This window comes from Flintibacter sp. HCN-6482, from assembly GCF_037892565.1.
GTDB lineage: Bacteria > Bacillota > Clostridia > Oscillospirales > Oscillospiraceae > Lawsonibacter > Lawsonibacter aceti.
On sequence record NZ_JBBKBK010000002.1, the window covers coordinates 316,514 to 341,716 of the forward strand.

Sequence of the window (25,203 nt, forward strand, 5' to 3'; positions counted from 1 at the left end):
TTAGATCTGCCGCAGTTCTTCTCTCACATCCAGTGGAACGCCGTCAAGGGATGTGATCTGTGCCAGTTCCGTTTCAGTCAGATTTTTCAGAAAAATGCAGTATTCATTTGGGTATCCACCCACAAACTCCATTTTGGGCATTCCGATCTGCTGCGGGTCAGTGATCCACAGGCAGGGCTCTCCCGTTGCCCAAAAGTGAGTCAGAGTAAGAATTTGGCCGTTGTAAATTACTTTCTGTTCCATCCTCATTCCTCCTGCATTTTCTTCAGCAGCTTCACGATCCGCTCCCGGTTCTTTGCGGTTTTCATGAAGGTGGGGAGATGGTCGGCCTGGGTCTTTTTCGGACTTCCAAACGGCTTTTCCCGCAGGCCGGCGCTGAGATAGTCGATCAGATAGGCAAGGTGCTCCCGGTTGAGGGCCCAGACCGGCTTACCCTGGAATGAGGTCAAAAACCACAGCTCCAGGCCAAAATAAGGCTCTCGTCCGTTCTGAATATCAGCAATGTAGGAGAAAGCCTCCGCTGTTTTATGAACTTCTCCCGACATGGTTGTCCCACAATAGGGACAGGCCACATGGAGAACGGAAAAGTGCTGTTTTGCAGTATCTTCAATATCCACCCGGTAGTACCTGCCGCAGTTTTTGCACTGGTTATGGACATCATAGCGGTAGATCGTCCGGTCACGGATTTCCTGATGACCGCAGCTCAGGCAGAGGAAATAGGCGTTGCCATCATCCGCCGTTACAACACCCGCACCGTGGCACTTGGGGCATTTCACCTGGATGCCGGAGGTCAGGGCGTTGTAGGCATTGTATGTAAAATAGGGTTCATCGACGATTCGGCTCATGCGCCCACACATTCCTTTCAATTCAAGGCTCGGCGGACAGCGTTTTTTTCATGCCCGCCAAGTCTTTTTCATCTAAACCGTATGCCTGCTCAATCAGATTCGCATACCGATCTTCATACTGCGAGAACGCTACTTCACAGTGCAACTCATACAGCAGCAGGCAGCCGTTGTGGAATACAACGGGATCAGGTTCCGCCTTTTCTTCCTCGACCGCTGCAAGACGAAGCACCTCATCGGCAATGGTAAGCCGCTCCGACTGGTCTTTGAGTTTAGACAATGCCATTCGAGCATAAGCGGCAATCTCATCCTGTTCCAGTAGGGCAATCGCTGTCAGTTCTTTCAGAACTAAGAGGAGGGCTTTTTCGTCCCACATATCTGTGCTGTGCAGAAGATCTACTACCAGCATCCTTCTGTGAAGATCCCGATTTTGCCAAGAGTCCAGCTCCAGCAGCAAATCCTTTTGTTTTATCTGATCTGGTTCGTGGGCCCAATCAAACAGCTTTGCCCGAAAAACCTGATAGGCCGACATCATTTCCATCCATGCCGAGCTATGATCCTTGCTGAACTCTATCATGCTACTTGTTCTCCTCAAAAATCTCTTAGTTCCTCAAACTTCTCAATCAGGGCTTCTTTCTGGAGCGTATCGCCCGGCAGGGCATCCAGGATACCCCGCAGGGCCATGTAAATTTCATCCCGTTCCTCGGTTTCGATAAAGCCCATCTTGTTGAAGGTCTGGGTGTAGGCTGCCACCGCATCCAGCGCCGGGGCCTGGGCGCCCTCGCCCGGTTCAGCGGCCAGCTTCATCAGCTGGGAGCGGGTCTTGCGGTATTGATTGGCTGCTTTTTTCGCGGCGGCGGCAGGGATATGCTCCGCGCCGTCCCAGCCTCGGAAGGGATTGTCCAGATTTTGCGCCAGCCACTCCGGTTTCCGGGGTTTGGTGAGGCGCAGATCCATTCCCGGCTTGCTTTTCCAGAGCTGCTTTGCCGCTTTTGCTGCTGTCTCCGGCAGGCTGGTCATCCAGAACCAGCGAAGCTCCGGCATCTGCTCCGGGGTGGGGATGTCGTCCGCCCCGAAGCCGAACAGGTCAAAGGTGGAGAGGTTCGTCAGTTCCCGGAACCCTCCCACGGCGGAGAAGTTTCTCAGATTTCCCGGAGCGCCCCAGAGCCGCAGCTCCTTCAGATGGGGATGGACAGCATCCAGTCCGGTGAGATCAAAGTCCTTCAGCTGGATGCCATGCAGCCCCCAAAGGTTCGGCAGTTCCGTGTGCGGGCGGTATTCCCCGATAAATTGGAGGGTCAAACCGCCGCCATCTTCGGGGGCATGGATGGCACAGGCGTCCGGCCCCTTGTTCTGGAACAGGAGCTGCTCTGTATCCTCACCCAGCCACAGTTCCTCCAGCCCGTTCATGTCCAGCATCAGCTTTCTGATGCTGGTGCCCCGCAGATCAAGCGTCCTCTGACCGTGGTTCAGCAAAGTCAGTTCATCAAGGAATGGGTTTTCCCGCAAAAACTCCAGCAGATCCGGGTGCCACCGCTGGCAGACGAGGTCGGAGAGGCAGGGCAGCGCCTTTAGTTCCAGCGCCGAATCGAATGGCGCGTACTGGTCCATCACCTGATGGCTGCTGGTCTTCAGCGGGATACCGCCGATCTCCGTTTGCTCGTCGCTTTCCATGGCCTCCTTGAAGGCCCGCCGCCGCTTTTCCGGGATGGCCTGCCACCGAATCTGGAGGCACACATCATAGCCGTCATTCCAGCCGCCGTAGGAGCGGCAGGGCTGGTCGGTGAAGGGCGGAAGTGTGCCCACTAACTTATATTGGGGCGGGACCTCCACCGGCACCCGCAGCAAGTGAAGGTCACGGGACCAGTACATGAAGTCCTTGTAGAGCGGACGGAGATGGGGCAGTTCCTCTGCGGTCAGAGGCGCGTCCCCCACCCAGTCCAGAGAGAGGACCACCGCCCAGGGTTCCTTGCTCACCGAGTCCGGCGGCGCAATATAGGCCACCTGGCAGGCGGTGTAGCGTTTCAGATATTGGTTGTAAACGGTATAGACCTCTCCAGCGCTGGCTTTCATGGGTTCACGCTCCTCTCATCCGTCTTTCTCTAAATAAAATCCCCATACGCAGTTGGAGAACTCTCCGGCGGCAAAGCGGTGGATCTGCCCGCCGAGCTCCACCTGCCAGACCTCGAAAGTGTGGTCCTGGTGATAGATAGGGTCTTGGACTTTTACCCGCTTTCCGGTGGTTTGCCAGTCGTAGTCAAAGATGTTCACACCGAACAATTTGCATTGACCGTCCGGGCCAAAGGTTTCATATTCCCAAGCCATGTGATGCCTCACAATCCTGTGCGCTGCCAGCCGTCCAGCCGCTCCTGCACCGCGTCGATCATCCAGCCCCCGCCCACACGCTTCATGAGAAAGCGGCGGTCAAAGCCGGTGTTTTTCTCTCTGGTATAGATATAGAGCTTGTTCTTGGTGATCTGCTCTGCATCCAGGAACTGCTCGCCCTTGTAGGTGCCCTGGGCACTGTATGAGAGATCCAGAGGCAGATAGCCCGGACGGGGCTTTTCGCTCACATACTTCTCCCAGATCGCCAGCAGGCGGGGCACAGCCTCGGGATCTTCAAACCCAACCTGCTCCATATACTGCTCCCATTCTGTCATTTCGGCAAAGAAAGCGGACAACACACTGCGGCATTCCGACGCTGCCTGCTCATCCAGCTGGGCGGGCTTTTTGGCCTTTTCCCGCTGGAGCTGGGAGAAGTGTTCCATCTGCTCTTTGGTGAATTGCTTATGGGCCACCGGATGGATGTAGTTGTTGCCGGCGATGGCCAGCAGGCCCTCGTATGTCACAGCGGTATGGTCGATCTGGATGTGGGAGAGCTTGGGGATGGAGGACGCCTGGAGCAGTCCAACGTCGTCCAGCCCGGTGTGGTTGAGGGTGAGAAGGTCCAGCTTACAGCTTTGCAGGGCGGACAGGCCGCCGCCGTGGATGGCGGCATTTCCGTCCAGCAGCAGATAGCGCAGCTTGGGCATGGCGGAAAAGACGGGGAAACAAGCGTCGGTAAGCGCGCCCTTCTCCACGCCGAAATTGACCATGCTTTTATGCCCGGCAAAGGGGGCAAGCAGTTCATCCGTCACCGGGAATCCCTTTGTGTGGAAGCCCACCAGGGTATAACCGGCCAGCCGCCCCATGATCTCGGCGGTCAGCTCCGGGATCTCAAACTGCTTCTCTCCATCCAAGGTCAGGACACCGTTTTCCCAGTCCGCTGTCCGTGCCCGTTTTGGCCATTCCATAGCGTGCCTCCTTATTCCTGCTCTCTATAACAGGCTTCAATGTCGATGAAGCGCACATACACGGCGCAGACGTCTCCCTTGGCGTCATAGCCGAAGTAGACGGGATAGTAACCGTCACCCCAGCCGGAGGAGAAGATGGGCAGATTGCAGTCCGTGTCCGGTACTGTCCAGTTGAGCCAGTCGCCGCAGTCTCCCTGATATTTGGGGTGGGCTTGGGCGTTTTCCTCCAGTAAGTCGCAGAACAGGTCGTTGTAGGGGTCGATGTCCGGGTCCTCCTCCAGCCGCTTGGCCCAGTATGTCTTGAAGGCCGCCTGGGTCTGGATGTCCGCGATACACCCCATCCCGGCATCCACGCCGAAACCGAAGTAGTCGTCATCTCCCAGCGCCGCGTCCAACTCCTCGTTGCCCGTCATGCCCAGCTCATAGCGGACAGGCTTTTCCTGGCTGACCTCCACCTTGACGCAGGCGTAGCGGTCGCCGTATTGTTCGCTGGGCACCACGCAGATTTTCACCGGATAAGTTCCGGCGGGGATCGTTTGAAGGAACGGCAGAGTGTCCTCCAGCTCCACCAGCGGATCACAGGCGAAGATCTGCCCGGTGGTGAAATGGACTGCGCCGATGTCCAGTACATCCACGCCCATGTTCCCAATCACTTTCTCTGTGAAGTGGGCCTCCAAGTCATCTTTACAGGTCAGTTTATCCTTGATGGATTCGTATTTGTTCAGCCATTCAGTTGTAGGCATATCAGTTTCCTCCTGTTGATTCTGTTTCTTGATGTACACACTCTTTGAGCCGTCCCAGCAGCAGTTCACACACCGGCCATTCTGGAAATGATGGTCACAATTCGGGTAGCCATATAGAATATGGGCACATTCCGGGCACAGCCCCATCATCTTTGATGAGCCTTTGAAAAACAGACTGCCGCACTCATCACAAACGGCCAGTTCTTTTTCTGCCATAGGGATCACCAGTCCCGTTCCCGGATGGCCTCCTCAGTGTCAATGGGGATGTTGAACCACGCCAGAATGTAGGCCACAGTTGCCGCGATACACTCCCGTGCCACCGTTTCGATCTCGCTGTCGTGCTCGTCAAACTCCTCCTGGAGATCGTTGATGCCGCAGACCGCCTCGTCCAGCGTTTCCTGCACCGTTTCGGTGTCGGTTTCACCGCTCTCCAGCAGGTCGATGACCTTCTGAAGCTCGTCCTTTACCTTGTCTACCAGAAAAGCAGGATAGTAATCGTTCTGATACATCTCGTCCAGCAGTTTGTAATTGGGGTCAAATGCTTTCATAGGGATTGTTCCTTTCTCATTCAAACATCAGACCGTATGATTCGGTCAGGCTTCCGTCGTCCTCGTGAAATATACACTGATACAGAGGCTCACGCTGGGTTGCGTTGCGGAACCGCTCCAGAACCGGAGCCAGCGGCTCACCAGTAGGGATGCCGAGGGCATCAGACACCCGCCGTAAGCTGTCCACATCCATATCTTCCAAGTTACAGTTGCGCTGCCTCTGCCCATACTCCTCCAATGTTTTGGAATCCACATACAGCTTTGTGTCACAGCAGTCGTGCCAGCAAATACAGCTCACAAGCAGGGAAAAAAGGTCATCCATGCTCTCAGCCAGACGGCCTGCCTCGCCTTCGCTGCTGTAATAGCCGATGGAGCCATCTTCCAACAGGTGGTATTCTCCGCCGGAGCCATCCCTGGCAAACGCCATGCCGGGCAGGGAAAAGGTGCATCGGCCTTCTGCGTCATCCCGCGGGGACAACTCATCCAGCAGGAAGAAGTCAAACAGCGAATCAAATTCCTCTGCCAAATCAGGATTTTCATGCAGTGTTTTCAAATAGTCCATAGCCGTTTTCCCTCCGTTTACGGTTTTTAGGTTATCTCGTGCAGCCTTTCCCGCCACTGTGTTTCTTCCATTATCTCATCGTTCTGGTAAAAGTGGTCTTTATCGCGGGCCAGATGATCGGCAAGCGGAGGCGCGTCCAGCGGGGTACATACCACAAAACTGTCCCGATTCGCCCCCTTGATCTCCCGGTTGAGGTAATACACCCGCTTAGCATCCCGGGAATACCAGTGCCCAAGCAGTTTCCAAGAAGTCAGCTCTGCTTTGGAAAGCTGCTTGCCGTAGGCATAGATCCGCTTCTCATCTCTGGCAAAATAGGTATCGCCCAAGGAGCGAAAAGAGGAAACTTCCGCGCCCTTGATGATCTTCACCTTGCCGTCCCCGTTGTGGAAGTAGACCTGATGACCGTCTTTTGCATATCCCTGGGGCGCACCCGAATCGTTCTGGCCGTTGTCTAATACCTGGAAGGCTGCCAGCTCTGCATCTGGGATTCTCCCGCTGGTGGTGTAGACGGCTGTTTTATCCATCGCGTAGGCATAGTTTAACACCCGAAACGATGCCGGGTCTGCTCCACGCAGGCGAATCCCGCCGAGAAAGCAGGCCGTAGAGGATTTGCCCCAGTAACGCCAGCAGCAGAAGCCTTTGGGCGCAACACCTTTGAGCAGACCGTTTTCATATAGGCCGGAGAAATAGACGGCTCCATCCCGAAGGAAAAATTCGTTGTCCACCGGCTCTGTGTTGGTGATTGGTTGCAGCATTTCTCCGTGCTCGGCTGTGATGCTCAACTCAATCTCATCGTCGCTGTAAATCAAGTGGAGCCCATGAGGGGCCTTTCTATCGAAATGTAGTTCAATGTCACAATATTTGAAGATCAAAGGTTTCCCGTCGCTTCTCATAGTGGAAACGGCATCTGGCTTGCCGAATACCTCCATGACCTCATCCTGTGACATCCCAAATGTTAGCGGTGAAATGTCCCGCAGATTCTGCAATATTTGATTGCGCCAAATAATAAAGTCCTGTTTCATAGTTTTCCGTCCAGTGCCCCAACGGTTTTCATAGCGGCGGAATCAAATTTGCACTGCCGCAGTTCCCGTTCAATCAGGGCAAACACATCGGGAAAGCACTCGATCTCGTCCTGATACTCATATTTTGCATACAGTTTCCCGTACTCCGAGATCCAAACCTCTGCCGGGTAGTAATAGCCGATGTGACCGATGGGCTGGCACTTCTGACCAGCTGCCTGCTCGATCTCCGCCAGCTCACAGCCGGACATATCCCGAAAAAAGGCTTCTTCCAAATGATTTTTGATCCCATTGACCAGGTAAGGGAACAGAGCGAATTGAAAGTCAGCCGCCCAGTTCAGCTTTTTCTGCGCCAGGTACCACTCACAGCACAGGCCGAAATACTTACGGTAAAATCGCTGGGTGGTCTTCATCATCGGGATGCCATGAGCGGCGTAATACTGCTCCGCAATGGAAATATCCACACTGCGGCCTTCCTGCCATCCGGCGTACTCCATCAGCTGCTTAACCTTGCTTTTGAGATCGCCGGAGATGGGGATGCGTTCTTTGATCATTCAATTCATCTCCTGTCTGCTGTGAATCAAAGTTCATTTGGATACCCAATCTTGCCCAGGCCCGCCTTGATTTCTTCCCATTCATTGCGCTTAGGGTTCAACGCAGCGACCAGTTCTTTTGTCACTGGTACCCCGTCCGCAAGCTGGCGCACAGCTTCCAAAGGTAGGTCTGCTGGGTAAAACCACTTCCCGTACTCCACATAGGTCTGTGGATTGCCATCAATCGTGGAGAGCAGATCGTTGGATGCGTCCTCGCCGTTCATGGGATTGCAGTGCCAGGTGGTGCCATCTTCCGTCCAGACGCAGAAGGTGCTTTTCATCTTTTTGACTTCACGGCTGCCCATGAGTTTTTGCAAAGCAGGGGGCATCCCATCTGTCAGGTCTTCGATACGGGGAAGTTTTTCCTCCCAGTCGTAGAGTTCAGAGTCCACACCGTTGATTACACAGCCTTCCGGCGCAAACATGACGATCATGCTTTGGTCACTGCCATCAGTGGCAAAGAATGCCTCTTTGCCTTTTCGCCATGCGGGGTTGTAGGTATAGTGGCGGATGAAGCTCCATTCCTCCTCCACCATGATGATGTCCAGAGCCGCCAGCCCTTTGCAGAAGTTTTTCAGGCGCTCCACATTGGGTAGGCCAGATAAATCTTTTGTGGAAATCATGCGGTTATCCTCCTGTCTTTCGTCACCACAGTCGGTCGATCTGGGTATATATCTTATTAGGCTCTCTGTCCGTAAAACTGGTCAATGAGTCAGTGGGTTCTGTAAGCGGCATCACATTCAAAATATCCAGTACATAATACCAGATTCCTGTATCCCAGTCCCGGAACCGCCCATTGCAGACAGCGCTTCCATACTCACCGGGAGCCAAATCCAGTGCCAGTTCATTGAGGGGCTGTTTTTGCCCGGCCTTATCGTAGGTATATCGCTCTGGTATCGCACCAATATGCCAATCATAGCGGTAACGCACCTGGATTCCGGACTCCTGCTGAATCAGTTCGAAAGGGTGAAGCCGCATTGTGCCATTCGGCTTCCATTCCATCAGCCTGCGACAGTCCCTATCGATCTGAAATCCATCGGGCCTCTGTAAGATCGATACAAAGTGTGTAGGCAGGCCAAAGGAATAGTAAGAGAAGAAGTCTTTCGGCAGCCGCATGGCTTTGGGATACTGGTTCCGCTGTGCGGCCGCGTTTCCGCCCCGGCAGTCTTTATACCATTGCAGGCGGATCTGCTGAACCAGAAGTGTGGGCAGATATTTGCGCCGTTTGCTATTCTGTTTCATTGCCGCGCCCCCTTCCTGGCTTGATTCTTTCAATGATTATCCATATTTCAGACATTTACAACTCTGCCGCAAACTCATAGGAAACCGCAATGATGTTGTAAACATCATCGTATGTAAACAGCCGGTAGTGCCGATAGATGCCTTTGTCAAAGTCCTCCCGCACCGGCAAAGACTTCAGCCAGGTGCTATCCTCAATTAAATCAAAAGAGCTGCCATCCAGACGCCCCGTCCCAGCCAGACTTTCATAGGTGTCCAATTCACAGGCAAAATAGGTCAGCACCCGCCGGAAGGTGAGTGTGTAGGGAAACCAGTCTTTTTCGTCACTGTGCTGGGAGATTAGATGGCCATTGATGTCCCCCATAAAGGTCAGATTGTTCAGATCATCTTGTTTCACCTGATCCAGATAGATGCAGTCCCGTCCCTTCAAAACACCTAAGCAGGTGTTAACAGCAGCCGCTTTTTCCATAGGTAACGCTCTTTCCTCAGCTCTCATGAGTAATACAAAAAATCTCCTTGTTCAAATCAAAGTAGACCACCATCAGCTCGTCGGTGATCTCCGGGTTGAAGGACAGATCCATAATGAAAACTTGTTGATTCATCTCGCTATCCACCAGGCTGCCAAACCGCTTGAGCTTCAAAAAGTCCACCATCTCGGCAAAGGACAGCTTGGATGGGTCGGTTCCCGGAAAAAGTTCCGCCGCAATATCCGGGCCTACCTCGTCCCGGTGGAACTCCATGAAAAATGTCACAATGCTATGGTAGCGGCTGTCCTCGTCCGCCAGCGCCGCTTTGATGGCGGCTTTGGCCTTTTCCGCCAATTTCTCCGCCTCATCCAGCATTTCTCCCACCGCATCCATAGCAGCAGGATCAGCAGTCAGTTCTTCCTCCACATCGAAGAGAAAGGGCAGTCCCGATTCTTCGGGAAAGTTGAAGATTTCCTCGCCGGGCGTATATGGTAAATCAATGCGTTTACAGTTCAGTTTCATCTCTGTACCTCCTTATTGGTTTTCCAGATGGGGCAATGGAATTGGTGAATAGACCACTGTATCTCCATCATTATCCATCTTGAGAATGACAGCAAATTCCGCTACATTGCTCTCCTGTCCCTTTGGGAGAGGAAAAATCATTGGAGGACAACGCAGGACAGCATGGTTCGTGGTTTTATTCCAGTCCTCCATAGCCGCAGATAAAATGGCGTCAATGTGTGCCAATACCGCCTCAATAGAACCCGCTGATATGTTGTAAAAAGCGGGGTTTTTATGATACTGCTCTGCGATGAAGCTTTTATAGGTTTGCACTGGCATAAAGCAAAATTCCCAATCAAGGGGATACAACCCAAGCCAATACTCATACAGTTTCATCTCTGCGCCTCCTTACCCCTCGATGTTGGCAGCTTTGACGCCCTTTTTCAGGGAGCCGTAGACTGTCACCGCATGGTCGGTAAATAGTTCGTCGCAGTCAAACCAGGCGGTGAAGCTGCCGCCGGAGGTGACGGACAGGCTGGTCATGCTGATCCGCCGGGCAAGTTCTTCCTCCGTGATGGGGTCTGTTTCCGGATCGCGGGGGTTATCCTCATCCTGGGAGAGCCAGTCGTTGGCCAGCCCAGTCAGGTTCTTGGCCGCAAGCTCCCGCATGGCCTTGTCCCAGGTTTCACAGTCGGCCAGCAGCTTCTTGGCGGCACTGCGGGCGCGGGTCCAGGAGGGCTTGCTTTCAGCATTGACCTCCAGAGAAAGAAGCACAGCCTTTCCGCGCCACTGAATCTCCCCCTCAAAGGCATCATGGTCCTTGTCCAGTGTCAGTTCTCCCAGCACCTGGTCCTGAATCACCACCGGCTTGTGGTACTCGTCCAGAACGGCTTGAAGCTCCGGGCAGTCCTCATGGGCCTTGACTACCTGGGAGATACACCAGGGCCGCACCACCAGATCCTTTGCCCAGTCTTCTTTCATCCGGCGGATCTTCAGGCGGCAGATCTGCTCGCTTTGAAAGCGTCCCCAGCCCTTGCCGCTGTTTCGTTCCTCATCGGTGACCGGCCACTCCAGCCGCTCCTCTTTGGTGCTGACCTTTCCGGTGTCACAGAACACCACGCCCAGTGTCACGACGGTCATTTGCCAAAAGTTGCCCCTATTGTTGTATCCGCCCCCGATGCAGTTGCGGATCAAAGCCACCACTTCCTGCTCCTCGGGCTCGTACATCTCATAAAATTCTTCAAACATGGGTGCAGCCTCCCTTACAGCCCTTCCAGAACTGCCGCGATCTTGGGGGTAAACTCCGGAGGAATCTCCTGCTCCAGTGCGCCCTGGTAGGCCAGCACTGCCTGCCATGAGTAGTAATAGAAGCTGTAAAACAGGTCATCGGGGAACACCTCGTCCTCCTCGTAGCGCATCTCATCTTCTTCCTCGTCGTATTCCTCCGACCACAGGTATTCTTCCTTTAACAAATCGGAGAAGCAGGGTAGGGGAGAGGCGTGCTCCAGCTCATCTCCATCGTGGAAGCACTGGAGGATGCAGGCAAAGAAGTCCAGTAGTTCCCCGGCCAGAAAATGGGCTGCGGGGTTCCGGCCGCTCTCCGCAAGGGCCTTCCCCAGAATCCGGCTCAGAAACACCATGCCGAAAGGGGTGGTATGCCAAAGGGTACTCTGGTGCTCCATGTTGGTGGTGAGCTCATAGAGGGACTCTTTGACGGACGCCAAGTCACACATCTGCTCCAGTACCGTCAGATGTGCGGGAAACTCCGTCCCCCGGCCATAGGCGGTGGTGAGCCGGTGCCACGGAACATCCGTGACCTTGAGTTGAGTAATATAGGTTCTGTTTTCTTCTGTCATCATGTTATTGCCCTCCTTATCCCGCCGTCTGATTGCGGTATTCCTTTTCCAGCGCGGTGTACCACCGTTTCAGCATGGTTTCCAGGCTGGTTTTCCCGCTGCGGTCTGTAAAAACAAGAAACTTCTGCATCAGTCTGGGGAACAGATATTTGCCCGCTTCTGTCAAATCCTGATTGAGATAGACCATCCGAAGGATACGGCCCTGCCGGTCCAGAGGGTTCTTTTTCAGCAATTCCTTTTCAAAGCAGAAGCGCAGGAATACCACATTCTCGTCGTAGAAGTCCTCCACCACAGCCGCGCCAATGCTGGTGTAGGTGATGTCGTACACCAAACGGTTCCAGTCAAATTTTTCGGCATAGAGCAGTTTCAGCGCCTTCTCCCAGTGCTCCTCCGGAATCACCAGCATCCTGTGCTGGGCGGTGCTGGAGTAGCCGCGGTAGACGGGGCCCGGCCACCCAAGCAGCTCGCTCACACTGTCGGCGTAGACGAAGCACAGCTCCTCATCGAACAGGCCGCCGATAAAGCTGCCGTTGCAGTACAGCATATAATTCTTGGACTTGGCCGGAGAATAAGAGAGGCTGTATTCCTGCGAGTCCAGGTTTTTATGTACCTTGTTCAGAAAGTCTATTGATGTCATGGATTTACTCCTCAAACTCACCCTCAATCATCCCGTTCAGATACCGTCCGGGATCTGCGATGAAGTCATCCCATTTGGCCAGAGGGTGGAATTCCTCATGCTCGATGTCCAGATACCACAGCTTTTTGTCCCTGGGGCTCCACAGCAGCAGATAGTCGCTGTAGTTGTCCATCTGCACCATCAGGGAGAGCAGCTTCTTCCGTTTCCAGGTCATCTCCTGCACATCCATGAAGGAGTAGAGCTCCGCCCACTTCACCCACTCCTGCTCCGGGAATTCCAGCCGCAAGGGGCCGGTTTTCAGATATTCCACCAGCTTGGCGGGCAGCTTATAGGGCATGAGCTGCCGGACCTTTTCCTGCTCGTTGTGCCAGTCCTCCGGTTCCAGGGCCTTCAGGTAGTCAGCCAGCTCCTGATTTTTGTTCTGCACCGCCACGGTGTAAGGCCGGTCGCCGTATTTGTCAGCAATGGTGATGTCGGTCCCCTGTTCCACCAGCCAGCGCACCATGAGGAAATTGTTTGAGCGGGCGGCCTCGGTGACAGGGGTGGAGGCGTAAGGGAACACCATGTCCGGCTTGTGGTAATTGATGTCCGCCCCTTTTTCCAGCAGCAGTTTTGCAAGCTCGGCCTGCCCATCAGACACCGCCGCCCGGAACGCCTCGCCGCCAAACTTGTCCACTGTGATCCCGGCTTGCTCCAGCACCTGGATATTCTCCGGATGCTTGCCCCAGCGCACTTCCTGGAAGGCCCGCTCTTTCTGCTTCGGGCTGAGTTTTGCGGCCTGTCCAGCAAAGAGCGCCACCACCTCCGGCCCACAACAGCGGGCGGCGGTAAGCAGCAGGGGCTGTTCCTCTGCCAGACCGGGATCAGCTCCATGCTCCAGCAGGAAGTGGATCATGGGCACATCATTCCGAAAAACCGCAATCTCCAATGGCATCAGCTTGATGTATTCGCTGAGCTGGATGGGAACATCTAAATTCAGACCGCCTTGAAGCAACGCCTCCAGTTTGGAAGTGTCATGGTCACAGATGGCGGCAGCCGTTTCCGGGAGGGTCTCCCAGTGGCCAATATATGCAATTTGGTACATAAGGCACCTACTTTCGTTGTGGCTTCACTTTATATGGTATCGTCCGGCCCAGCACCCGGCCCTTACCAACGACTTTTGCTCCCTCATAGATCAAAAATTCCGCATTGTTTTCCAGCGGGCCGTAGTCCACAGTGTCCGGGTAGAGGGGCTGAGCATTCCCCAAAGCCGTTTCATCAAATGCACAACGCTCCGTTCCATCCAGGAAGCACACACCCAGATATTCAGTGGTTCCTGTGACAACAAAATGGGGACTATACTTTCCACTGACCAGGCTGGGGGGTATTTTTCGTTTGCCGCTCCAGAAGACGACCTCCACATGGAGCACCGCCCGGTTTTCATCTGTTCCGATCATGCCAGTCGCTCCATTCCTGCTTAATCGCCAAACCGCTCAGCGGCGTCTTTGTAAACAGTAATACTTTCTTCCACTTTCACTTTTTCGCTGCGAATACGGAAGTATTCCCACAGAATGCGCTTCAGTTCCGGGTTTTCCACCTTGCGGGGCAGCAGGCTGATGAACATTTCGTCGTAGCTTCCATATAGCACACCGCCCCGGTTGTAGGTCTGCCATGTCACCGTAGGTTTGTGGCCCTCCGGGTCCTTGGCCAGATCAAAGAGCCACCGCTCATCCAGATCCACATAGCGTTCAATCATAAACCTTGTGTCATAGGTTCCATAGCTATAATCCCCCCAGAAAATCAGAGCGATCATTCCATCCGGGCCCAGGCGTTCATAGGTCCAGCCTTCCGGATAACAGCGGTAATGGAGCATTCCCAGCGCATGGAACAAATAGCCTTTTTGCGGCGTATCCAGAAGGGGCGAATAGGTCTCATACACCTGCTCCTTGGGCTGGGTGATGATCGCCTTCATAAAGACCGGCATCAGCCAGCTGCCGCCGTAGCGTTCATTCAGCTCATCAGCCAATGCTTGCAGTCGCTCATCCGGGTTGCGGATCAGGGAGGCGGTCAGCACCACAGCGGGAATTTTCTCTTTTTCCTTCGGTGTGGCATCCCAAATGCGAAGCCCGTCTGTGATCCACCAGGAGGTACAATCATCATCCGGATAAACTGGCGCGCGTTTCAGCTGGGCGATCCGCTGGATGTTTTCCGCCAGAAAGCGGTAGACCTCCAGCATTTTTGGCGAGGCTTTCCCCAACATCAGATGGAAACAGAAGTTCAGTTGTTCGATTTCCAGGGGCTTTGTGTCCCCCTCGTCCAGCAGTTGGGAGAGAGTCTTTAGAATAACTGGGGCAATCTGCTCCGATACACAGTCGGAACAGGTATCCGACATGATATTGCTGCCCATCCATTTGCCCTTGACCAGTTTGGCCCACAGGGGGGCAGCAGGGGCATACTCCAGCTGCGCCAAAGCCTTTTGAGCAGCCGTTTTGCATTTGCCCTTTTCTGTATTCACAAGCTGGAAAAGCAGTTCGCCGTTTGCTTCCTCCTTGCCCAGCTCCAAAATGGCCTGTTCTCGCTTTACGCCCTTGGGGGGCAGTTGTTCCAAAGTCATCATTCATTTTCTCCTATCCCACAATGGTGGTTTCCTTGACGGCCAGATTGTCGTAATCCATGGCGATCAGTTTCCCGGCGGCCTCTGGGGTACACATGAACCAGGTGCTCACGCCCCAGGAATCCATCCTTGTGACGGTGAAGAAGTCGGTCTCAGCGGGAACTGAATTTCTTGCGTCAAGATAGTGATCGGAGTAGAGATACACCAGATCGACCTCCCGCTCCGGCAGCCACTTGGCCCGGCGCGCACGCGGTTTGCCATTTTTCAGCGTCTTTTCTCTGGGGTTCTCAAACCACGCCAGCTCCTTGAGCTTCAGACCGGTGAAGGTATCCATGAGCCGCTGGGCGATCTCCCGGTGGGTAAATACCCCGCAGTCCCAGGAGCCCATCAGCCATGTCTGGATAAAATCTCCCACCTTGCTGCCGGGGGCGGGCGGCCCGTAGACGCTCTCATCCGCCCACATAACTTCTATCTTTTCACATTGATCTGGCCGAGGACAGGACTGCTTGTTGCCATAGCGGTACATGATATTCACATAGCCATAGTCTTCGCCGGTTCGGTCATGTCCGACGGCTTCAACTTTATAGGCGGTTATGGACATTGCGGTTCCACCTCCTGGGTCAGTGTAAAGTGATTGGAGTTAATCCTCCTCAAGTTGTTCCTGCGCCTCTTTGGGCAGGTCGTTCCATAAAATATCATATGTAAACTCCCGAATCTCCGGGTAACACTCCCGCGCGGTCTGTTCCGCAATATCCCGGTTCAAATAGTGCATCTCCTGATAGAAGAACCAGTTGAGCTTTTCCATCAGCCGGTAGAGGCGGATTTGTTCTTCTTGGTTCATGGGGCGCCTCCTCGGATTATCAAAGGATAGAATAGCTGTACTCACGCCAGCTCTGCGTCCAGAATCTGGACTTGTTTCCCGTCCTCGTTCACATAGTAAAGGGCGATATAGTCGATGCCGTCCCGCTTGACCTGCTCCCAGGGCATACGCCCGCCGTTGATCAGTTCCACGGTATCCGCCTCATCAGGTTCGAAGTCCTCTTTTTCATCCTCGTAGTCCACGCTGTACCCCAGCTCCAGCACCAGCTTGGAGGCGGGGATCTCATACCGCTTGAGGGGGCGGTGTTCCAATTCAGATGGATCGTGTTCATCGCAGAACATATTGTCGTAGCCATGCCGCCCGCCGTCGAAGATGACAAACTCCTCGCTGCTCTCCGGATCGCGGGCCGCCACCAGTCCGGGGGCCTCGTCCCCATCTACAATATAGGATTGAGGCTCTCCCTTCACCGTGAGCAGATCTCCGTAATACCAAACCTCCAGCAGTTCACTGCCGGTGGTAGAACAGAGCGTCACGGTGGGCAGACGATTCTCCGCCCATCCTTTCACATGTCCGATGAGCCAGGTAGGATATTTTTCAGTCATCACAGTCTTTCTCCTCCTACTTCAATTTCAGCACAAATCCCCAGATGCTCACTACGATCAGGAGGACGCCCAGCAGGAAGAACACCACCCGCCGGTATCCTCTGCTGTGGCGGTGGGCATCCCGTGTGCCGGTGGGGTCGCAGAGCCAATTCCAGTTGCGGATCGCCCCAATTAAAATCACGGCCCCGATGAGCACCGAGGCAATGTACCAATGCTCCTGCAAAAATGCTGTGATCTGCTCGCTGTTCATTTACATATAACCCTCTTTCCATCATCAGGAGTTTCCTTTCGGATGATCTCCTCCCGCTCTTTCCAATCCATCTCCAAGGCTTTTTCTTCTTCTAAATATTTCTCGCAGTCCCGGACCAGCTTTTGGGTGTCCGGGTCCTCCGGGGCCATGGCAAGCCAGCGTTTTGCGTATGTATAGGCGGTGGCTGCGGAGCGGTATGCCATCAGGCAGGAATAGCCCATCCGGGCGTTCCAGTAGGGATCGTCCTCTCCCTGGGTGCGGACGGATTCCAGCAAATCAATGGCGTGTCGGATGAGATCCCCGTCCACTTCACCGTCGGTCCCATGCACTCCATGATTTCCCAGGACCGCCAGATTGCTGTAAGCCCGGCTCAGTTTAACGGTCAGCAAATAACCTCGCTCCTGCTCCGGGATGGCTTCGATAGCCTCAATACATCGGGAGAACTCGTCCGCATCATTCCACTGCTCAATATACTCCAGCAGTTTTGTTTCTTCTGTCTGATTCATCGTTTCACCGCCTTTTCTGTGTCATCCTTTGCCTTTTTTGAAGTGTCCGCTGCCCCGCCAGGTGTTGACTACACAGGTGAAGATCTGGCCACAGTGCTTGCACCGGATCATGTGAGCCATAATTTCGTCTGCCCATCCATCCTCAGTCTTTACCTTCTCCAGCGGATAGGTGGACTCCTCTGTCATCAGTTCAAATTGGCCTTGTCCCACCAACTGCTGAATATAAGCAATGCAGGCCAGGTAGTCCTTTGGGGCGTCAAATTTTCTCCATGTTTGAATGTTTCGGCAGTGCTCGCACATGATAGAACCCTCCTTACGAAAATACTTGCTGGTATTTCTCTTTCAGTTCCTTCGGCGCCGACTTGATGACCTTGCTGCCGCCGTTTTCGGAGGCCGGGCCCCAGATGGCCCAGAGCAGGCTCTGCCAAGCGATGGCCTGGAATTTCGGGTCTTCGTTTTCCTCCGGCAGGAGATAAGCGGAAAAGCGGCGCTTGACTGCCAGCAGCGCATCCAGGCTTTCCGCATTGGCGATCAGGCTGCGGAATTCCCTGGCAGGCTCCAGCCACTGCATAGATAAAGCGCCCCGCACCAATACCCCCAGCGTCCATGGTTGAAAACCAAACTTCCGGATCAAGGCATGAAGGAATTTCTCTTGCAGGGAGGAGTGCTCATCGTCACAGAGATCCAGATACTCCGTCACCAGCGGTGCCCACTGTTCTCCCTCTAGCCCCAGAGCAAACACGGCGAAGGTACCGGGCATGGCGCAGGCTTCATCGGGGAGGTTGTTGTACCACTCAAACTCCCGCATAGCCAGACGAGCGTATCGCTCCATAGCCGGATGCAGATTGGGGTGCTGCACAGCGCAGGCAAAGAGCTGATTGACTCCCTTCTTGGGCAGGCCGGGAATGGGCAGATAGATTTTCTCCTTTCCTCTGAACTCCACCGAGTAACTGCGGGGAAATTCCTCCTGCTCCAGCACCGCACATAGGTAGTCCAGGATTTCAGCATAGCACTCCTCGGTGGAGTCCCTGGCGGTAATGCGGATGGTGGCGAAGGCATCATTGGCCGATGCGATGAAATGCTCCGTCTTACGCCGCTGGATGTCCTTCGGCAGCTTGCCGCTGCCATTGGTTTTCAGTTCCTTTACCATGTTGGGACGGAGCTGGGAAACCAGACCGAGGATGTGTTCGGTTTTAAGAGATTCAAAGCTCTGCCCATACATCGTGCAGCAGACCGCCACATAGCAGGCAAAGCGCAGCAGCCCTTCGTCCACATCCTCCGGCCGCAACTCCGGCCACACCGTACAGGGCGGAAAGACTGTAAACCCATCGTCCCGCTCTCCCACAAGGAAGAACCGCTCCTGCACCTGCTGTTCTATATACTTCTCCAATGTATAGCGGATCTCTTCCCAGCCAACCAGCCGCCGCAGGGCATCGCAGAAGATAACAGCTTCCTCATAGGGGAATCCCTGCAAAGGCAGTTTGGACAGATACCGCTCCAGCAGCTGGCTGGGAAGAAAGGGTGTTCCGCTTTGGGTCCGAACGACCACCGGATAGCCGGAATGGTTTTCTTTTGCAGTTCCATCCAACACATCCTGGATGCACTGATCGGCGTGTTCCAGCACCTCGGGGTTCGTATCCGGTTTATGGATCAGGTAGTAGCGGCCATGCACGCCGTCACGCTTTGGCAAGCTCATAGCAGGCCACCACTTTCTTCCAGGTTCTCCATTATCGGAATAAAAATCTGTCGGTATAGTTCTTTCAGTTCCTCTGAAGCTGATTCCACCACTTTCTGACCACCCTTGGCGCTGGCTTTGCCCCAGATCACATAGCAGACCGTTTCCCATGCGTATTGCAGCACTTCCTCCGGGCTGGCTTCTGTTTCCTCGGTGGGTTCTTCATCCTCGTCATCGTCGTCCTCGTCGGAGGAGAAACCGCTTGGAACGATCTCAGACAGGTGGATTTTTGCCTCCAGCAGAGCGTCCAGGCTCTCTGAGTTTGCCATCCATGCGGCATAGTCCTTGGAATACTTCATGTTCTGCATGGACAGCACCCCACGGACAAATACAGGGACGGTATCGGCGGTAAATCCGAACTGTTTTACATACTCTCTGAGGAATTTTTCCTGTAAGTGGGAGTGCTCATCATCACAAAGGTCGAGATAATCCCAGATAAGCTGCCGCCACTCTTGCCCCAGCATTCCCAGGGCAAACACGGCAAAACTTCCCGGGAGAGCGCACTGCTCATCACTGAGATTGGTGTACTGCTCATACTGCCGCATGGCAAGCCGGGCGTACCGTTCCATCAGGGGATGGAGGCCGGGGTACTGTACGGCACAGGCAAAGAACTGGTTTACTCCCTTTTTGGGCAGTCCTGTGATGGGAAGATAACTCTTTTCCGGTCCTTTGAACTCCACCGCATAGCTGCGGGGAAAATCCTCCTGCTCCAGAAGCTCACACAGGTAGTTCAGCACTTCGGCATAGCATTCCTCTGTACTGTCCCTGGCAGTAATACGGATTACGGCAAAGGCATCGTTGGCCGATGCGGTGAAGTGCTCTGTTTTCCGCTTTTGCAGAGAGCGCGGCAGCCTGCCGGTCCCATGTTCCCGGAGCTTTTTCACCATATCCGGACGGACTTTCTCCACCAATCCAAAGAGGTAATTGGTGTCCAGATACTGAAAGTCCATACCATATACCTTATAGCTCACCGCCACATAGCAGGCAAAACGCAGCAGCGTCTCCGGGACCTCCTCTGCACGAATGCCTGGTTTCAGGGAATACTCCCGATCCCAGAAGTGATCATCTTCATTGCCTGTTGCAACAAAATACTTCTCTTGCAGCTCCCGTTTCAGCATATCAAGTAGATGGTGGTCAATTTCACCCCACCGGCTCTGGCGGCGCAGGTTTTCGCTGAAGGCGATGGCCTTTTCCGCATCCAGGGTCTCGGCCCGCTGTATTTCGGTCCACGCCCTAAGCAGTTGCCACACCTCAAAGGGCGCACCTTGACTGCTAACCACTACCGGCGGCCAGAGGGAATCAAGCCGCGTGATTCTCCCGTCAATGGCATCCTGGATGCACTGGTCAAAGAGCGGCTGCAGTTCCTCCTGTACCTCGGGCTTCATCCAGTAACAGCGCCCGTCCGCACTGTTGAACTTTGGCAAATTCATAGCGATTTCCTCCTATCAGGTCTGCTGGTGCTGCATGGATACGATCTGGCAGTCGGGGCAGAACTCGATGTAGAGTGTGCCCTCTGTGCCGTCCATCAAAGTATCCCACTGGATCTGGGCCAGATATTTCATGGGCTTTCCGCAGTGGGGGCAGGCGGTGTATTCCCAGTCCTGCACCCAGTTGGCAAAGCCGCCGACGGTGTTCACATCGTCACAGGCGGCGCCATAGAACAGGGGCACAGGCGCACCGCCCAGCACGAAGGGATTTTCGGTAAGGGACCTGTAGTCCTCCGGCCGGACATAGCAATCCGTCTTCTCCGCCCCGTCAAAGAGCTCGGAGGGAAAGACCTCTACGCCGCCGTCCAAAGTATAGCGGTTGAAAGCGGGGCCTTTCAGAAAGCCCACGCAGTTGGGACAGCAGGTGGCGGTCAGAATGCCGTCCAGCCCCAGAAACTTCAGCCGCTCGTCCTGGCCGTCCAGCACCAGCATGTCCGCCATCCGCCCGCCGCAGTGGGGACAGGTGTCCTCCCGTGCCCGCCCGATGCGGACGGGGGACACTTCGCCGGGGGCTCCCTTGACGAAGGAAAAGCAGGTATCGAAGTTGAGTTGGGTCCGTTGTCCCTTTTTATTAAAGGTCCAGCCGCCGCACTGGGCGTAAATGGACGGGTCTACATAGAGCTTCTTGCGCCAGGAGCGGGGATGATTCTCCAGTTCCAACAGCGTTTCCAGTGCCCGGCCATCACCCTGGAAAGCAAGGCAGCACATCAGGTTGGACGCTTCACTGGAATCCTCTGTGGACAGCAGCGCGTGGATCAGGCCCTCCCCCACATCAGCGGGAGCGTGATAATAGATCTCACAGGGCCAGAACACCCCTGCGGCCAGCGCCGCCCGCTGGATTTCCGGGGTGATGGCATCCCGATAGCCCAGAAGCTGCCAGAAGTCGGTACATTCGGGGTCCTCCATATCAGCAAGCCGATGGATGTTCTGGATCAGGTTTCTCTGCTTCTCGGCAATCTGTTCCGGTGTCCAGGCCAATGCAGTTTTTCGCTCCTGCTCACACTTGCATTTCCAGCACAATCCGTCATAGCCCAAAGGGGTCCCACAGCCGGGGCAGGTATATTTCAGGCTCATATTTTTCGACTCCTTTCAGATGATAGAAAAACGCCCCGCGACGCTCTGTCACTTGGACAGGCTGACGCGGGGCGTGAAAAGGCCGCGAGGGAAACACCACATCCACCGGCGGATGTGGTTTCTTCTTGGGAGAAAATCAGTTTTTTATATAGAAACGAGGCCGTTATTGGATGATTCATACGCATTTTCCAAAGGTTCCAGATGTATTACTCCAGATTCTATACATACAGTGTACACTCTGATCATGTCAATGCTTGTACGGCTGGAGGATTCGTTCAAAGGAAATGATATGCTGGAATCGTTTATTTTCATCATACCGAATTACGAGGAAATAATCAACCAAAATTTACATTAATCTTAACAGGAAAAAGCTTTTACCTTCCGGTTCGTATCATGTCCCCCTGATCCTGTACAATAGCGATATCTGGACACCAAAGGAGATACCGCTATGGAACCAAAATGCCACAAATTCACCGCCAACCTGCTCCGCCGCTATGTCCTTCATCTGCGGGAGGAGGAACGGGCGGACAGCACCATTGAAAAGTACGTCCGGGACCTGGAGGCCCTGGGCCGCCATCTGGCGGGGCGGCCCGTCACCAAGGCCGCCCTGATCGGCTGGAAGGAGGAACTGACCGCCGCCCACGCCCCGGCTACAGTCAACAGCATGATCGCCGCCGTCAACGGCTTTCTGCGCTTCATGGGCTGGCGGGAGTGCGCCGTGAAGCTGCTGAACATTCAAAAGTCCCCGTTCTGCGACGAGGGCCGGGAGCTGACCCGGAGCGAGTACGTCCGGCTGGTCCGGGCGGCGGAGCTGGACGGGAACCGGCGCCTCGCTCTGGTCCTGCAAACCATCTGCGCCACCGGCATCCGGGTGAGCGAGCTGAAATTCGTCACCGTGGAGGCCGTTCAGACGGGCCGGGCGGAGATCGCCAACAAGGGCAAGCGGCGCACCGTCTTTCTCCCGGACAAGCTGCGCCGCCTGCTGCGAACATACCTCCAGGCACAAAAAAAGACCGCCCAACCGGCGGACGTCAAAAATCCTGTATTCACCACCCGGACGGGAAATCCCCTGGACCGGAGCAACATCTGGCGGGACATGAAGCGCCTGTGCGACAGCGCCGGAGTGGAGCCGGGCAAGGTGTTCCCCCACAACCTGCGCCACCTGTTCGCCCGGACCTATTACACGCTGGAAAAGGACCTGTCCCGGCTGGCGGACATTCTGGGCCACTCCAGCGTAAACACCACCCGCGTCTACACCATGGAGAGCGGGGCCGTCCACGCCCGGCAGATGGAGCGCATGGGCCTTGTCTTGACCACATAGTTTCCGTTCTGTTGTGGTCTTTTTTTCTGCCCAAAACGACAGAACGGAAAGAATGTTGTTGCGGACGTTCTTTCCACAGAAAAGACGGGCGGGAGCCTGTCAAAAGAACTGGGGGGTGTTGCCGGGACAGTCAAGTAATCTCACGTTTTCCCGGCCTGTGGGGGCAGGCATAAATGATTTTTACATAGATAGAGAGGGGAAAAACAGAATGAAGAAACGCATTTTATCTACACTTCTTGCATCTACCATAATATTAGGAGCTGTGCCTTTGCAAGCTGCTGCGGCCTCGACTGACGATGTAGCACGTTTGATTACACTGGCACCAGTGACCTATTATTCTGGTAAGACGGCAACTATTCAAAAAGATTTGAATCCGGGTGCGGTTATACCAGTTACAGCGACAGATTCTCTTGATACTTTATACGGTTGGTATGCTAATCCGTCATCTCACTTGGTTCAGTCTGGCCCATTAAAAGATGGAATGTCTATGTGGTATGCAGAGCCGGAAAAACAGACATTGGCGTTTACAGAGGAAAGCCCTATGTGGCTTCAGATTACCAAAGCACGAGAGGATGCACTTATCTTTACAGATAAATTTATTGTAAAACGTGACACCAGAATTGGCAACTACTTTTGGGAAGGCGTAACAACGCTGAACTTTAACGGTGAAATCAAAATTGAGAACGGAACTCTGATGTTCCGGAATCAGAGTCCCAGTGTAGAAATGGGATATACCGACACTCAGGCAATTGAGATTCACTTGTCAGAACCTATTGTAGTATCAGAGGTAGGAACTCTGATTCTGGAAAATCGTTACGGCACACCTAAAGAAATAAATGCGGTTCCAGACGTTCTCATTGCACCCGAAGGACAGCCTGCCATTATAGTAGAGGATGGAACCGTTCATTCGGGATGCTTCCAAATCGAGCGGAGTGAAGATGACACGTCTAGTGAACCTCTTGTTGAGGTACAGAGCGGAGAATTTATCTTTGAGGCGGGGCCAAGTTCAGCTGGTAATACGGAAACAGGTATGCCGACATATCAAAGAGTCAACTCTTCGGAACTGGCTACTGTACTAAAGCACAGTTCGAGTGAAGCTCCGGCAGTTCGTGTTAAAGACGGTGCATCGGTCGCTATAAAAGGTGGCGAGTTTGAAAGTTCTGGAACGTCTCCTGTTTTTGAAGTAGAGAGTGGAGCTACACTTACTCTCCCTGGTGGAACTGTTGGTGTAATGAGTGGTAAAGAGGGAGAGAATACGATTACCGCTGTTGGTGAACCTGCCATATCAGTAGAAAACGGAGGAAAACTGATTTTTGCAGAAGGAGCTGAGAGCCAGGTTTCTTCAACAGAGAACAATGATTAGGCTATCTCTCTGGCCGGTGGCTCCAAGGTGCAGAAGGGCGATACCACCATCACCGTGGGCAAGAACGACGGGGGCGAAACTGGCGGTAGCTATATGGACAACGATGGCAACATCATGCTGGGCACTGGCAGCTCCGTCACCGATTCCAACGGCACCACCGAGCTGCCCAACGGCGGCAGTGTGGACCAGGACGGCGATGTAACGCAAAACGACCTCCCTGCCGAAAGCATTTCTCTGAATCAGACCAGCGTGACCCCGTACAGCAATACCACGCCGAACACCGTCCAACTGATCGCAAACGTAACACCGGACAATACCACCGATTCCGTCACATGGTCCTCCGATAACGAAGCCGTCGCCACTGTGAATGAGAGCGGTCTGGTCACCGCTGTATCCAACGGCTCTGCAACGATTACTGTAACCGCCGGAAATGTAAGCGCCGCCTGTACGGTCACTGTAACCACCTATACCTCCGGCGGCGGTTCTTCCGATGACGACGACCCCACTTACAGCGTCACCCTGCCCAAGAACGTGAAGGGCGGCGAGGTCAAGACCAGCCACCGCTACGCCGAGCAGGGCAACACCGTCACCATCACCGTCGATCCCGACAAGGGCTATGAGCTGGACGAGCTGACCGTGACCGACAGCAAGGGCAGGGAGCTTGACCTGACCGACAAGGGGAACGGCAAGTACACCTTCAAGATGCCCGGCACCCGTGTAGAGGTGGAGGTCAGCTTCAAGCTGATCGAGACTGAACCGGAAGCCCCCGCCTTTGCGGACGTGCCCGCCAGCGCCTACTACGCCGACGAGGTGAAGTGGGCTGTGGAGCAGGGCATTACCAGCGGCACCTCCACCACCACGTTCAGCCCGGACATGAGCTGCACCCGTGCCCAGATTGTGACCTTACTGGTTTTGATTTCTTTCAGCTGCTATTATACACGGCTCTGTCGGACCTAAAACTGTGGTCAAAAACACTCCCGTTCCTTTTACAAGTACCGCATGGAAACGATAAAAGGCGGGGATGTTTGCGTTTTCAGATGTCCGGATTGACGCCTCATATTCAGAGCACTCAGCTCCATTTTGCCGCAACCCACGAATCAGAACTTGCGGAACATGAAACAAAAAACGATTGGAACCGCCTTAAGTATGAAA

General features: G+C 54.3%; 34 protein-coding genes. 3 read left to right on the top strand and 31 right to left on the bottom strand.

What is annotated here, in order from left to right; genetic code table 11:
• The 31 genes from WKS99_RS06500 to WKS99_RS06650 all read right to left on the bottom strand — a co-directional run bounded on the left by WKS99_RS06500 (position 1) and on the right by WKS99_RS06650 (position 21,367).
• Positions 1-243: a hypothetical protein gene (locus WKS99_RS06500; protein WP_340405581.1), complete on the bottom strand. Its 243-nt coding sequence runs from the start codon at positions 241-243 to the stop codon at positions 1-3.
• 2 nt (positions 244-245) lie between these two features.
• Positions 246-845 carry a hypothetical protein gene (locus tag WKS99_RS06505; protein WP_186853056.1) on the bottom strand — a complete coding sequence of 200 codons (600 nt, stop codon included), beginning with the start codon at positions 843-845 and terminating at the stop codon, positions 246-248.
• A 22-nt stretch (positions 846-867) separates the two neighbouring features.
• On the bottom strand, positions 868-1,419 hold the full coding sequence (locus tag WKS99_RS06510) for a hypothetical protein (protein ID WP_186853055.1): 552 nt from the start codon (positions 1,417-1,419) through the stop codon (positions 868-870).
• Positions 1,420-1,433: 14 nt separating this feature from the next.
• Entirely contained in the window at positions 1,434-2,915 is a 1,482-nt protein-coding gene (locus tag WKS99_RS06515; RefSeq protein WP_340405582.1) for a hypothetical protein, read from the bottom strand.
• Positions 2,916-2,930: 15 nt separating this feature from the next.
• The gene (locus tag WKS99_RS06520; RefSeq protein WP_340405583.1) at positions 2,931-3,167 is read right to left on the bottom strand and encodes a hypothetical protein; all 237 of its coding nucleotides are present in this window, start codon (positions 3,165-3,167) and stop codon (positions 2,931-2,933) included.
• An 8-nt stretch (positions 3,168-3,175) separates the two neighbouring features.
• Entirely contained in the window at positions 3,176-4,135 is a 960-nt protein-coding gene (locus tag WKS99_RS06525; protein WP_340405584.1) for an NTF2 fold immunity protein, read from the bottom strand.
• 11 nt (positions 4,136-4,146) lie between these two features.
• A complete protein-coding gene (locus tag WKS99_RS06530; protein ID WP_445297945.1) occupies positions 4,147-4,878 on the bottom strand; it encodes a DUF4241 domain-containing protein in 732 nt (243 codons plus the stop codon).
• 221 nt (positions 4,879-5,099) lie between these two features.
• Positions 5,100-5,426: a DUF5713 family protein gene (locus tag WKS99_RS06535; protein WP_340405586.1), complete on the bottom strand. Its 327-nt coding sequence runs from the start codon at positions 5,424-5,426 to the stop codon at positions 5,100-5,102.
• 16 nt (positions 5,427-5,442) lie between these two features.
• A complete protein-coding gene (locus tag WKS99_RS06540) occupies positions 5,443-5,988 on the bottom strand; it encodes a hypothetical protein (RefSeq protein WP_340405587.1) in 546 nt (181 codons plus the stop codon).
• A gap of 26 nt (positions 5,989-6,014) precedes the next feature.
• On the bottom strand, positions 6,015-7,010 hold the full coding sequence (locus tag WKS99_RS06545; protein WP_340405588.1) for a DKNYY domain-containing protein: 996 nt from the start codon (positions 7,008-7,010) through the stop codon (positions 6,015-6,017).
• Positions 7,007-7,561, bottom strand: coding sequence for an SUKH-3 domain-containing protein (locus WKS99_RS06550; RefSeq protein ID WP_147571305.1), 555 nt, complete (start codon positions 7,559-7,561; stop codon positions 7,007-7,009). The genes WKS99_RS06545 and WKS99_RS06550 overlap by 4 nt, the downstream gene beginning before the upstream one ends.
• Before the next feature lie 26 nt (positions 7,562-7,587).
• Complete coding sequence (locus WKS99_RS06555; protein WP_340405589.1) at positions 7,588-8,223, bottom strand: hypothetical protein; 636 nt, start codon at positions 8,221-8,223, stop codon at positions 7,588-7,590.
• A gap of 22 nt (positions 8,224-8,245) precedes the next feature.
• Positions 8,246-8,842 carry a hypothetical protein gene (locus WKS99_RS06560; RefSeq protein ID WP_240287949.1) on the bottom strand — a complete coding sequence of 199 codons (597 nt, stop codon included), beginning with the start codon at positions 8,840-8,842 and terminating at the stop codon, positions 8,246-8,248.
• 55 nt (positions 8,843-8,897) lie between these two features.
• Positions 8,898-9,308 carry a hypothetical protein gene (locus WKS99_RS06565; RefSeq protein ID WP_240287948.1) on the bottom strand — a complete coding sequence of 137 codons (411 nt, stop codon included), beginning with the start codon at positions 9,306-9,308 and terminating at the stop codon, positions 8,898-8,900.
• A 16-nt stretch (positions 9,309-9,324) separates the two neighbouring features.
• The gene (locus WKS99_RS06570) at positions 9,325-9,828 is read right to left on the bottom strand and encodes a DUF2004 domain-containing protein (RefSeq protein WP_147571301.1); all 504 of its coding nucleotides are present in this window, start codon (positions 9,826-9,828) and stop codon (positions 9,325-9,327) included.
• Positions 9,829-9,840: 12 nt separating this feature from the next.
• Positions 9,841-10,203 carry a hypothetical protein gene (locus tag WKS99_RS06575; RefSeq protein WP_340405590.1) on the bottom strand — a complete coding sequence of 121 codons (363 nt, stop codon included), beginning with the start codon at positions 10,201-10,203 and terminating at the stop codon, positions 9,841-9,843.
• Between the two features lie 12 nt (positions 10,204-10,215).
• Entirely contained in the window at positions 10,216-11,055 is an 840-nt protein-coding gene (locus WKS99_RS06580) for a DUF2262 domain-containing protein (protein WP_340405591.1), read from the bottom strand.
• Between the two features lie 14 nt (positions 11,056-11,069).
• Positions 11,070-11,666, bottom strand: coding sequence for a hypothetical protein (locus tag WKS99_RS06585; RefSeq protein ID WP_340405592.1), 597 nt, complete (start codon positions 11,664-11,666; stop codon positions 11,070-11,072).
• Between the two features lie 13 nt (positions 11,667-11,679).
• Positions 11,680-12,300 (bottom strand): hypothetical protein, encoded by a 621-nt coding sequence (locus WKS99_RS06590; protein WP_340405593.1) that lies wholly within the window; start codon positions 12,298-12,300, stop codon positions 11,680-11,682.
• A 4-nt stretch (positions 12,301-12,304) separates the two neighbouring features.
• Positions 12,305-13,384, bottom strand: coding sequence for an ankyrin repeat domain-containing protein (locus tag WKS99_RS06595; RefSeq protein WP_340405594.1), 1,080 nt, complete (start codon positions 13,382-13,384; stop codon positions 12,305-12,307).
• A 7-nt stretch (positions 13,385-13,391) separates the two neighbouring features.
• Entirely contained in the window at positions 13,392-13,736 is a 345-nt protein-coding gene (locus WKS99_RS06600) for a hypothetical protein (RefSeq protein ID WP_340405595.1), read from the bottom strand.
• A 20-nt stretch (positions 13,737-13,756) separates the two neighbouring features.
• Entirely contained in the window at positions 13,757-14,896 is a 1,140-nt protein-coding gene (locus WKS99_RS06605; RefSeq protein WP_340405596.1) for a hypothetical protein, read from the bottom strand.
• A gap of 10 nt (positions 14,897-14,906) precedes the next feature.
• Positions 14,907-15,494, bottom strand: coding sequence for a hypothetical protein (locus tag WKS99_RS06610; RefSeq protein WP_340405597.1), 588 nt, complete (start codon positions 15,492-15,494; stop codon positions 14,907-14,909).
• 39 nt (positions 15,495-15,533) lie between these two features.
• Entirely contained in the window at positions 15,534-15,734 is a 201-nt protein-coding gene (locus WKS99_RS06615; RefSeq protein ID WP_340405598.1) for a hypothetical protein, read from the bottom strand.
• A 41-nt stretch (positions 15,735-15,775) separates the two neighbouring features.
• A complete protein-coding gene (locus tag WKS99_RS06620) occupies positions 15,776-16,315 on the bottom strand; it encodes a hypothetical protein (RefSeq protein ID WP_445297952.1) in 540 nt (179 codons plus the stop codon).
• Positions 16,316-16,331: 16 nt separating this feature from the next.
• Positions 16,332-16,565 (bottom strand): immunity 17 family protein, encoded by a 234-nt coding sequence (locus WKS99_RS06625; RefSeq protein ID WP_002576934.1) that lies wholly within the window; start codon positions 16,563-16,565, stop codon positions 16,332-16,334.
• A complete protein-coding gene (locus WKS99_RS06630) occupies positions 16,562-17,071 on the bottom strand; it encodes a hypothetical protein (RefSeq protein ID WP_340405599.1) in 510 nt (169 codons plus the stop codon). Before WKS99_RS06630 ends, WKS99_RS06625 begins: the two co-directional genes overlap by 4 nt.
• A gap of 21 nt (positions 17,072-17,092) precedes the next feature.
• Positions 17,093-17,371, bottom strand: coding sequence for a hypothetical protein (locus tag WKS99_RS06635; RefSeq protein ID WP_340405600.1), 279 nt, complete (start codon positions 17,369-17,371; stop codon positions 17,093-17,095).
• A 13-nt stretch (positions 17,372-17,384) separates the two neighbouring features.
• Positions 17,385-18,767 (bottom strand): DUF6138 family protein, encoded by a 1,383-nt coding sequence (locus WKS99_RS06640; RefSeq protein ID WP_340405601.1) that lies wholly within the window; start codon positions 18,765-18,767, stop codon positions 17,385-17,387.
• The gene (locus tag WKS99_RS06645; RefSeq protein ID WP_340405602.1) at positions 18,764-20,236 is read right to left on the bottom strand and encodes a DUF6138 family protein; all 1,473 of its coding nucleotides are present in this window, start codon (positions 20,234-20,236) and stop codon (positions 18,764-18,766) included. Before WKS99_RS06645 ends, WKS99_RS06640 begins: the two co-directional genes overlap by 4 nt.
• Positions 20,237-20,251: 15 nt before the next feature.
• Positions 20,252-21,367 carry a hypothetical protein gene (locus tag WKS99_RS06650; RefSeq protein WP_340405603.1) on the bottom strand — a complete coding sequence of 372 codons (1,116 nt, stop codon included), beginning with the start codon at positions 21,365-21,367 and terminating at the stop codon, positions 20,252-20,254.
• 448 nt (positions 21,368-21,815) lie between these two features.
• Here WKS99_RS06650 and WKS99_RS06655 point away from each other — a divergent pair, with 448 nt between their 5' ends.
• The 3 genes from WKS99_RS06655 (at position 21,816) to WKS99_RS06665 (ending at position 25,008) form a co-directional block, all read left to right on the top strand.
• Positions 21,816-22,688 (top strand): tyrosine-type recombinase/integrase, encoded by an 873-nt coding sequence (locus WKS99_RS06655; RefSeq protein ID WP_340405604.1) that lies wholly within the window; start codon positions 21,816-21,818, stop codon positions 22,686-22,688.
• A gap of 208 nt (positions 22,689-22,896) precedes the next feature.
• Complete coding sequence (locus WKS99_RS06660; protein ID WP_340405605.1) at positions 22,897-24,051, top strand: hypothetical protein; 1,155 nt, start codon at positions 22,897-22,899, stop codon at positions 24,049-24,051.
• 27 nt (positions 24,052-24,078) lie between these two features.
• The gene (locus WKS99_RS06665; RefSeq protein ID WP_340405606.1) at positions 24,079-25,008 is read left to right on the top strand and encodes an Ig-like domain-containing protein; all 930 of its coding nucleotides are present in this window, start codon (positions 24,079-24,081) and stop codon (positions 25,006-25,008) included.
• Positions 25,009-25,203: the final 195 nt, after the last annotated feature.

Coding starts and splice junctions, on each gene's coding strand:
- WKS99_RS06500 (WP_340405581.1), bottom strand. CDS start 243: ATGGAACAGAAAGTAATTTACAACGGCCAAATTCTTACTCTGACTCAC.
- WKS99_RS06505 (WP_186853056.1), bottom strand. CDS start 845: ATGAGCCGAATCGTCGATGAACCCTATTTTACATACAATGCCTACAAC.
- WKS99_RS06510 (WP_186853055.1), bottom strand. CDS start 1,419: ATGATAGAGTTCAGCAAGGATCATAGCTCGGCATGGATGGAAATGATG.
- WKS99_RS06515 (WP_340405582.1), bottom strand. CDS start 2,915: ATGAAAGCCAGCGCTGGAGAGGTCTATACCGTTTACAACCAATATCTG.
- WKS99_RS06520 (WP_340405583.1), bottom strand. CDS start 3,167: ATGGCTTGGGAATATGAAACCTTTGGCCCGGACGGTCAATGCAAATTG.
- WKS99_RS06525 (WP_340405584.1), bottom strand. CDS start 4,135: ATGGAATGGCCAAAACGGGCACGGACAGCGGACTGGGAAAACGGTGTC.
- WKS99_RS06530 (WP_445297945.1), bottom strand. CDS start 4,878: ATGCCTACAACTGAATGGCTGAACAAATACGAATCCATCAAGGATAAA.
- WKS99_RS06535 (WP_340405586.1), bottom strand. CDS start 5,426: ATGAAAGCATTTGACCCCAATTACAAACTGCTGGACGAGATGTATCAG.
- WKS99_RS06540 (WP_340405587.1), bottom strand. CDS start 5,988: ATGGACTATTTGAAAACACTGCATGAAAATCCTGATTTGGCAGAGGAA.
- WKS99_RS06545 (WP_340405588.1), bottom strand. CDS start 7,010: ATGAAACAGGACTTTATTATTTGGCGCAATCAAATATTGCAGAATCTG.
- WKS99_RS06550 (WP_147571305.1), bottom strand. CDS start 7,561: ATGATCAAAGAACGCATCCCCATCTCCGGCGATCTCAAAAGCAAGGTT.
- WKS99_RS06555 (WP_340405589.1), bottom strand. CDS start 8,223: ATGATTTCCACAAAAGATTTATCTGGCCTACCCAATGTGGAGCGCCTG.
- WKS99_RS06560 (WP_240287949.1), bottom strand. CDS start 8,842: ATGAAACAGAATAGCAAACGGCGCAAATATCTGCCCACACTTCTGGTT.
- WKS99_RS06565 (WP_240287948.1), bottom strand. CDS start 9,308: ATGGAAAAAGCGGCTGCTGTTAACACCTGCTTAGGTGTTTTGAAGGGA.
- WKS99_RS06570 (WP_147571301.1), bottom strand. CDS start 9,828: ATGAAACTGAACTGTAAACGCATTGATTTACCATATACGCCCGGCGAG.
- WKS99_RS06575 (WP_340405590.1), bottom strand. CDS start 10,203: ATGAAACTGTATGAGTATTGGCTTGGGTTGTATCCCCTTGATTGGGAA.
- WKS99_RS06580 (WP_340405591.1), bottom strand. CDS start 11,055: ATGTTTGAAGAATTTTATGAGATGTACGAGCCCGAGGAGCAGGAAGTG.
- WKS99_RS06585 (WP_340405592.1), bottom strand. CDS start 11,666: ATGATGACAGAAGAAAACAGAACCTATATTACTCAACTCAAGGTCACG.
- WKS99_RS06590 (WP_340405593.1), bottom strand. CDS start 12,300: ATGACATCAATAGACTTTCTGAACAAGGTACATAAAAACCTGGACTCG.
- WKS99_RS06595 (WP_340405594.1), bottom strand. CDS start 13,384: ATGTACCAAATTGCATATATTGGCCACTGGGAGACCCTCCCGGAAACG.
- WKS99_RS06600 (WP_340405595.1), bottom strand. CDS start 13,736: ATGATCGGAACAGATGAAAACCGGGCGGTGCTCCATGTGGAGGTCGTC.
- WKS99_RS06605 (WP_340405596.1), bottom strand. CDS start 14,896: ATGATGACTTTGGAACAACTGCCCCCCAAGGGCGTAAAGCGAGAACAG.
- WKS99_RS06610 (WP_340405597.1), bottom strand. CDS start 15,494: ATGTCCATAACCGCCTATAAAGTTGAAGCCGTCGGACATGACCGAACC.
- WKS99_RS06615 (WP_340405598.1), bottom strand. CDS start 15,734: ATGAACCAAGAAGAACAAATCCGCCTCTACCGGCTGATGGAAAAGCTC.
- WKS99_RS06620 (WP_445297952.1), bottom strand. CDS start 16,315: ATGACTGAAAAATATCCTACCTGGCTCATCGGACATGTGAAAGGATGG.
- WKS99_RS06625 (WP_002576934.1), bottom strand. CDS start 16,565: ATGAACAGCGAGCAGATCACAGCATTTTTGCAGGAGCATTGGTACATT.
- WKS99_RS06630 (WP_340405599.1), bottom strand. CDS start 17,071: ATGAATCAGACAGAAGAAACAAAACTGCTGGAGTATATTGAGCAGTGG.
- WKS99_RS06635 (WP_340405600.1), bottom strand. CDS start 17,371: ATGTGCGAGCACTGCCGAAACATTCAAACATGGAGAAAATTTGACGCC.
- WKS99_RS06640 (WP_340405601.1), bottom strand. CDS start 18,767: ATGAGCTTGCCAAAGCGTGACGGCGTGCATGGCCGCTACTACCTGATC.
- WKS99_RS06645 (WP_340405602.1), bottom strand. CDS start 20,236: ATGAATTTGCCAAAGTTCAACAGTGCGGACGGGCGCTGTTACTGGATG.
- WKS99_RS06650 (WP_340405603.1), bottom strand. CDS start 21,367: ATGAGCCTGAAATATACCTGCCCCGGCTGTGGGACCCCTTTGGGCTAT.
- WKS99_RS06655 (WP_340405604.1), top strand. CDS start 21,816: ATGGAACCAAAATGCCACAAATTCACCGCCAACCTGCTCCGCCGCTAT.
- WKS99_RS06660 (WP_340405605.1), top strand. CDS start 22,897: ATGAAGAAACGCATTTTATCTACACTTCTTGCATCTACCATAATATTA.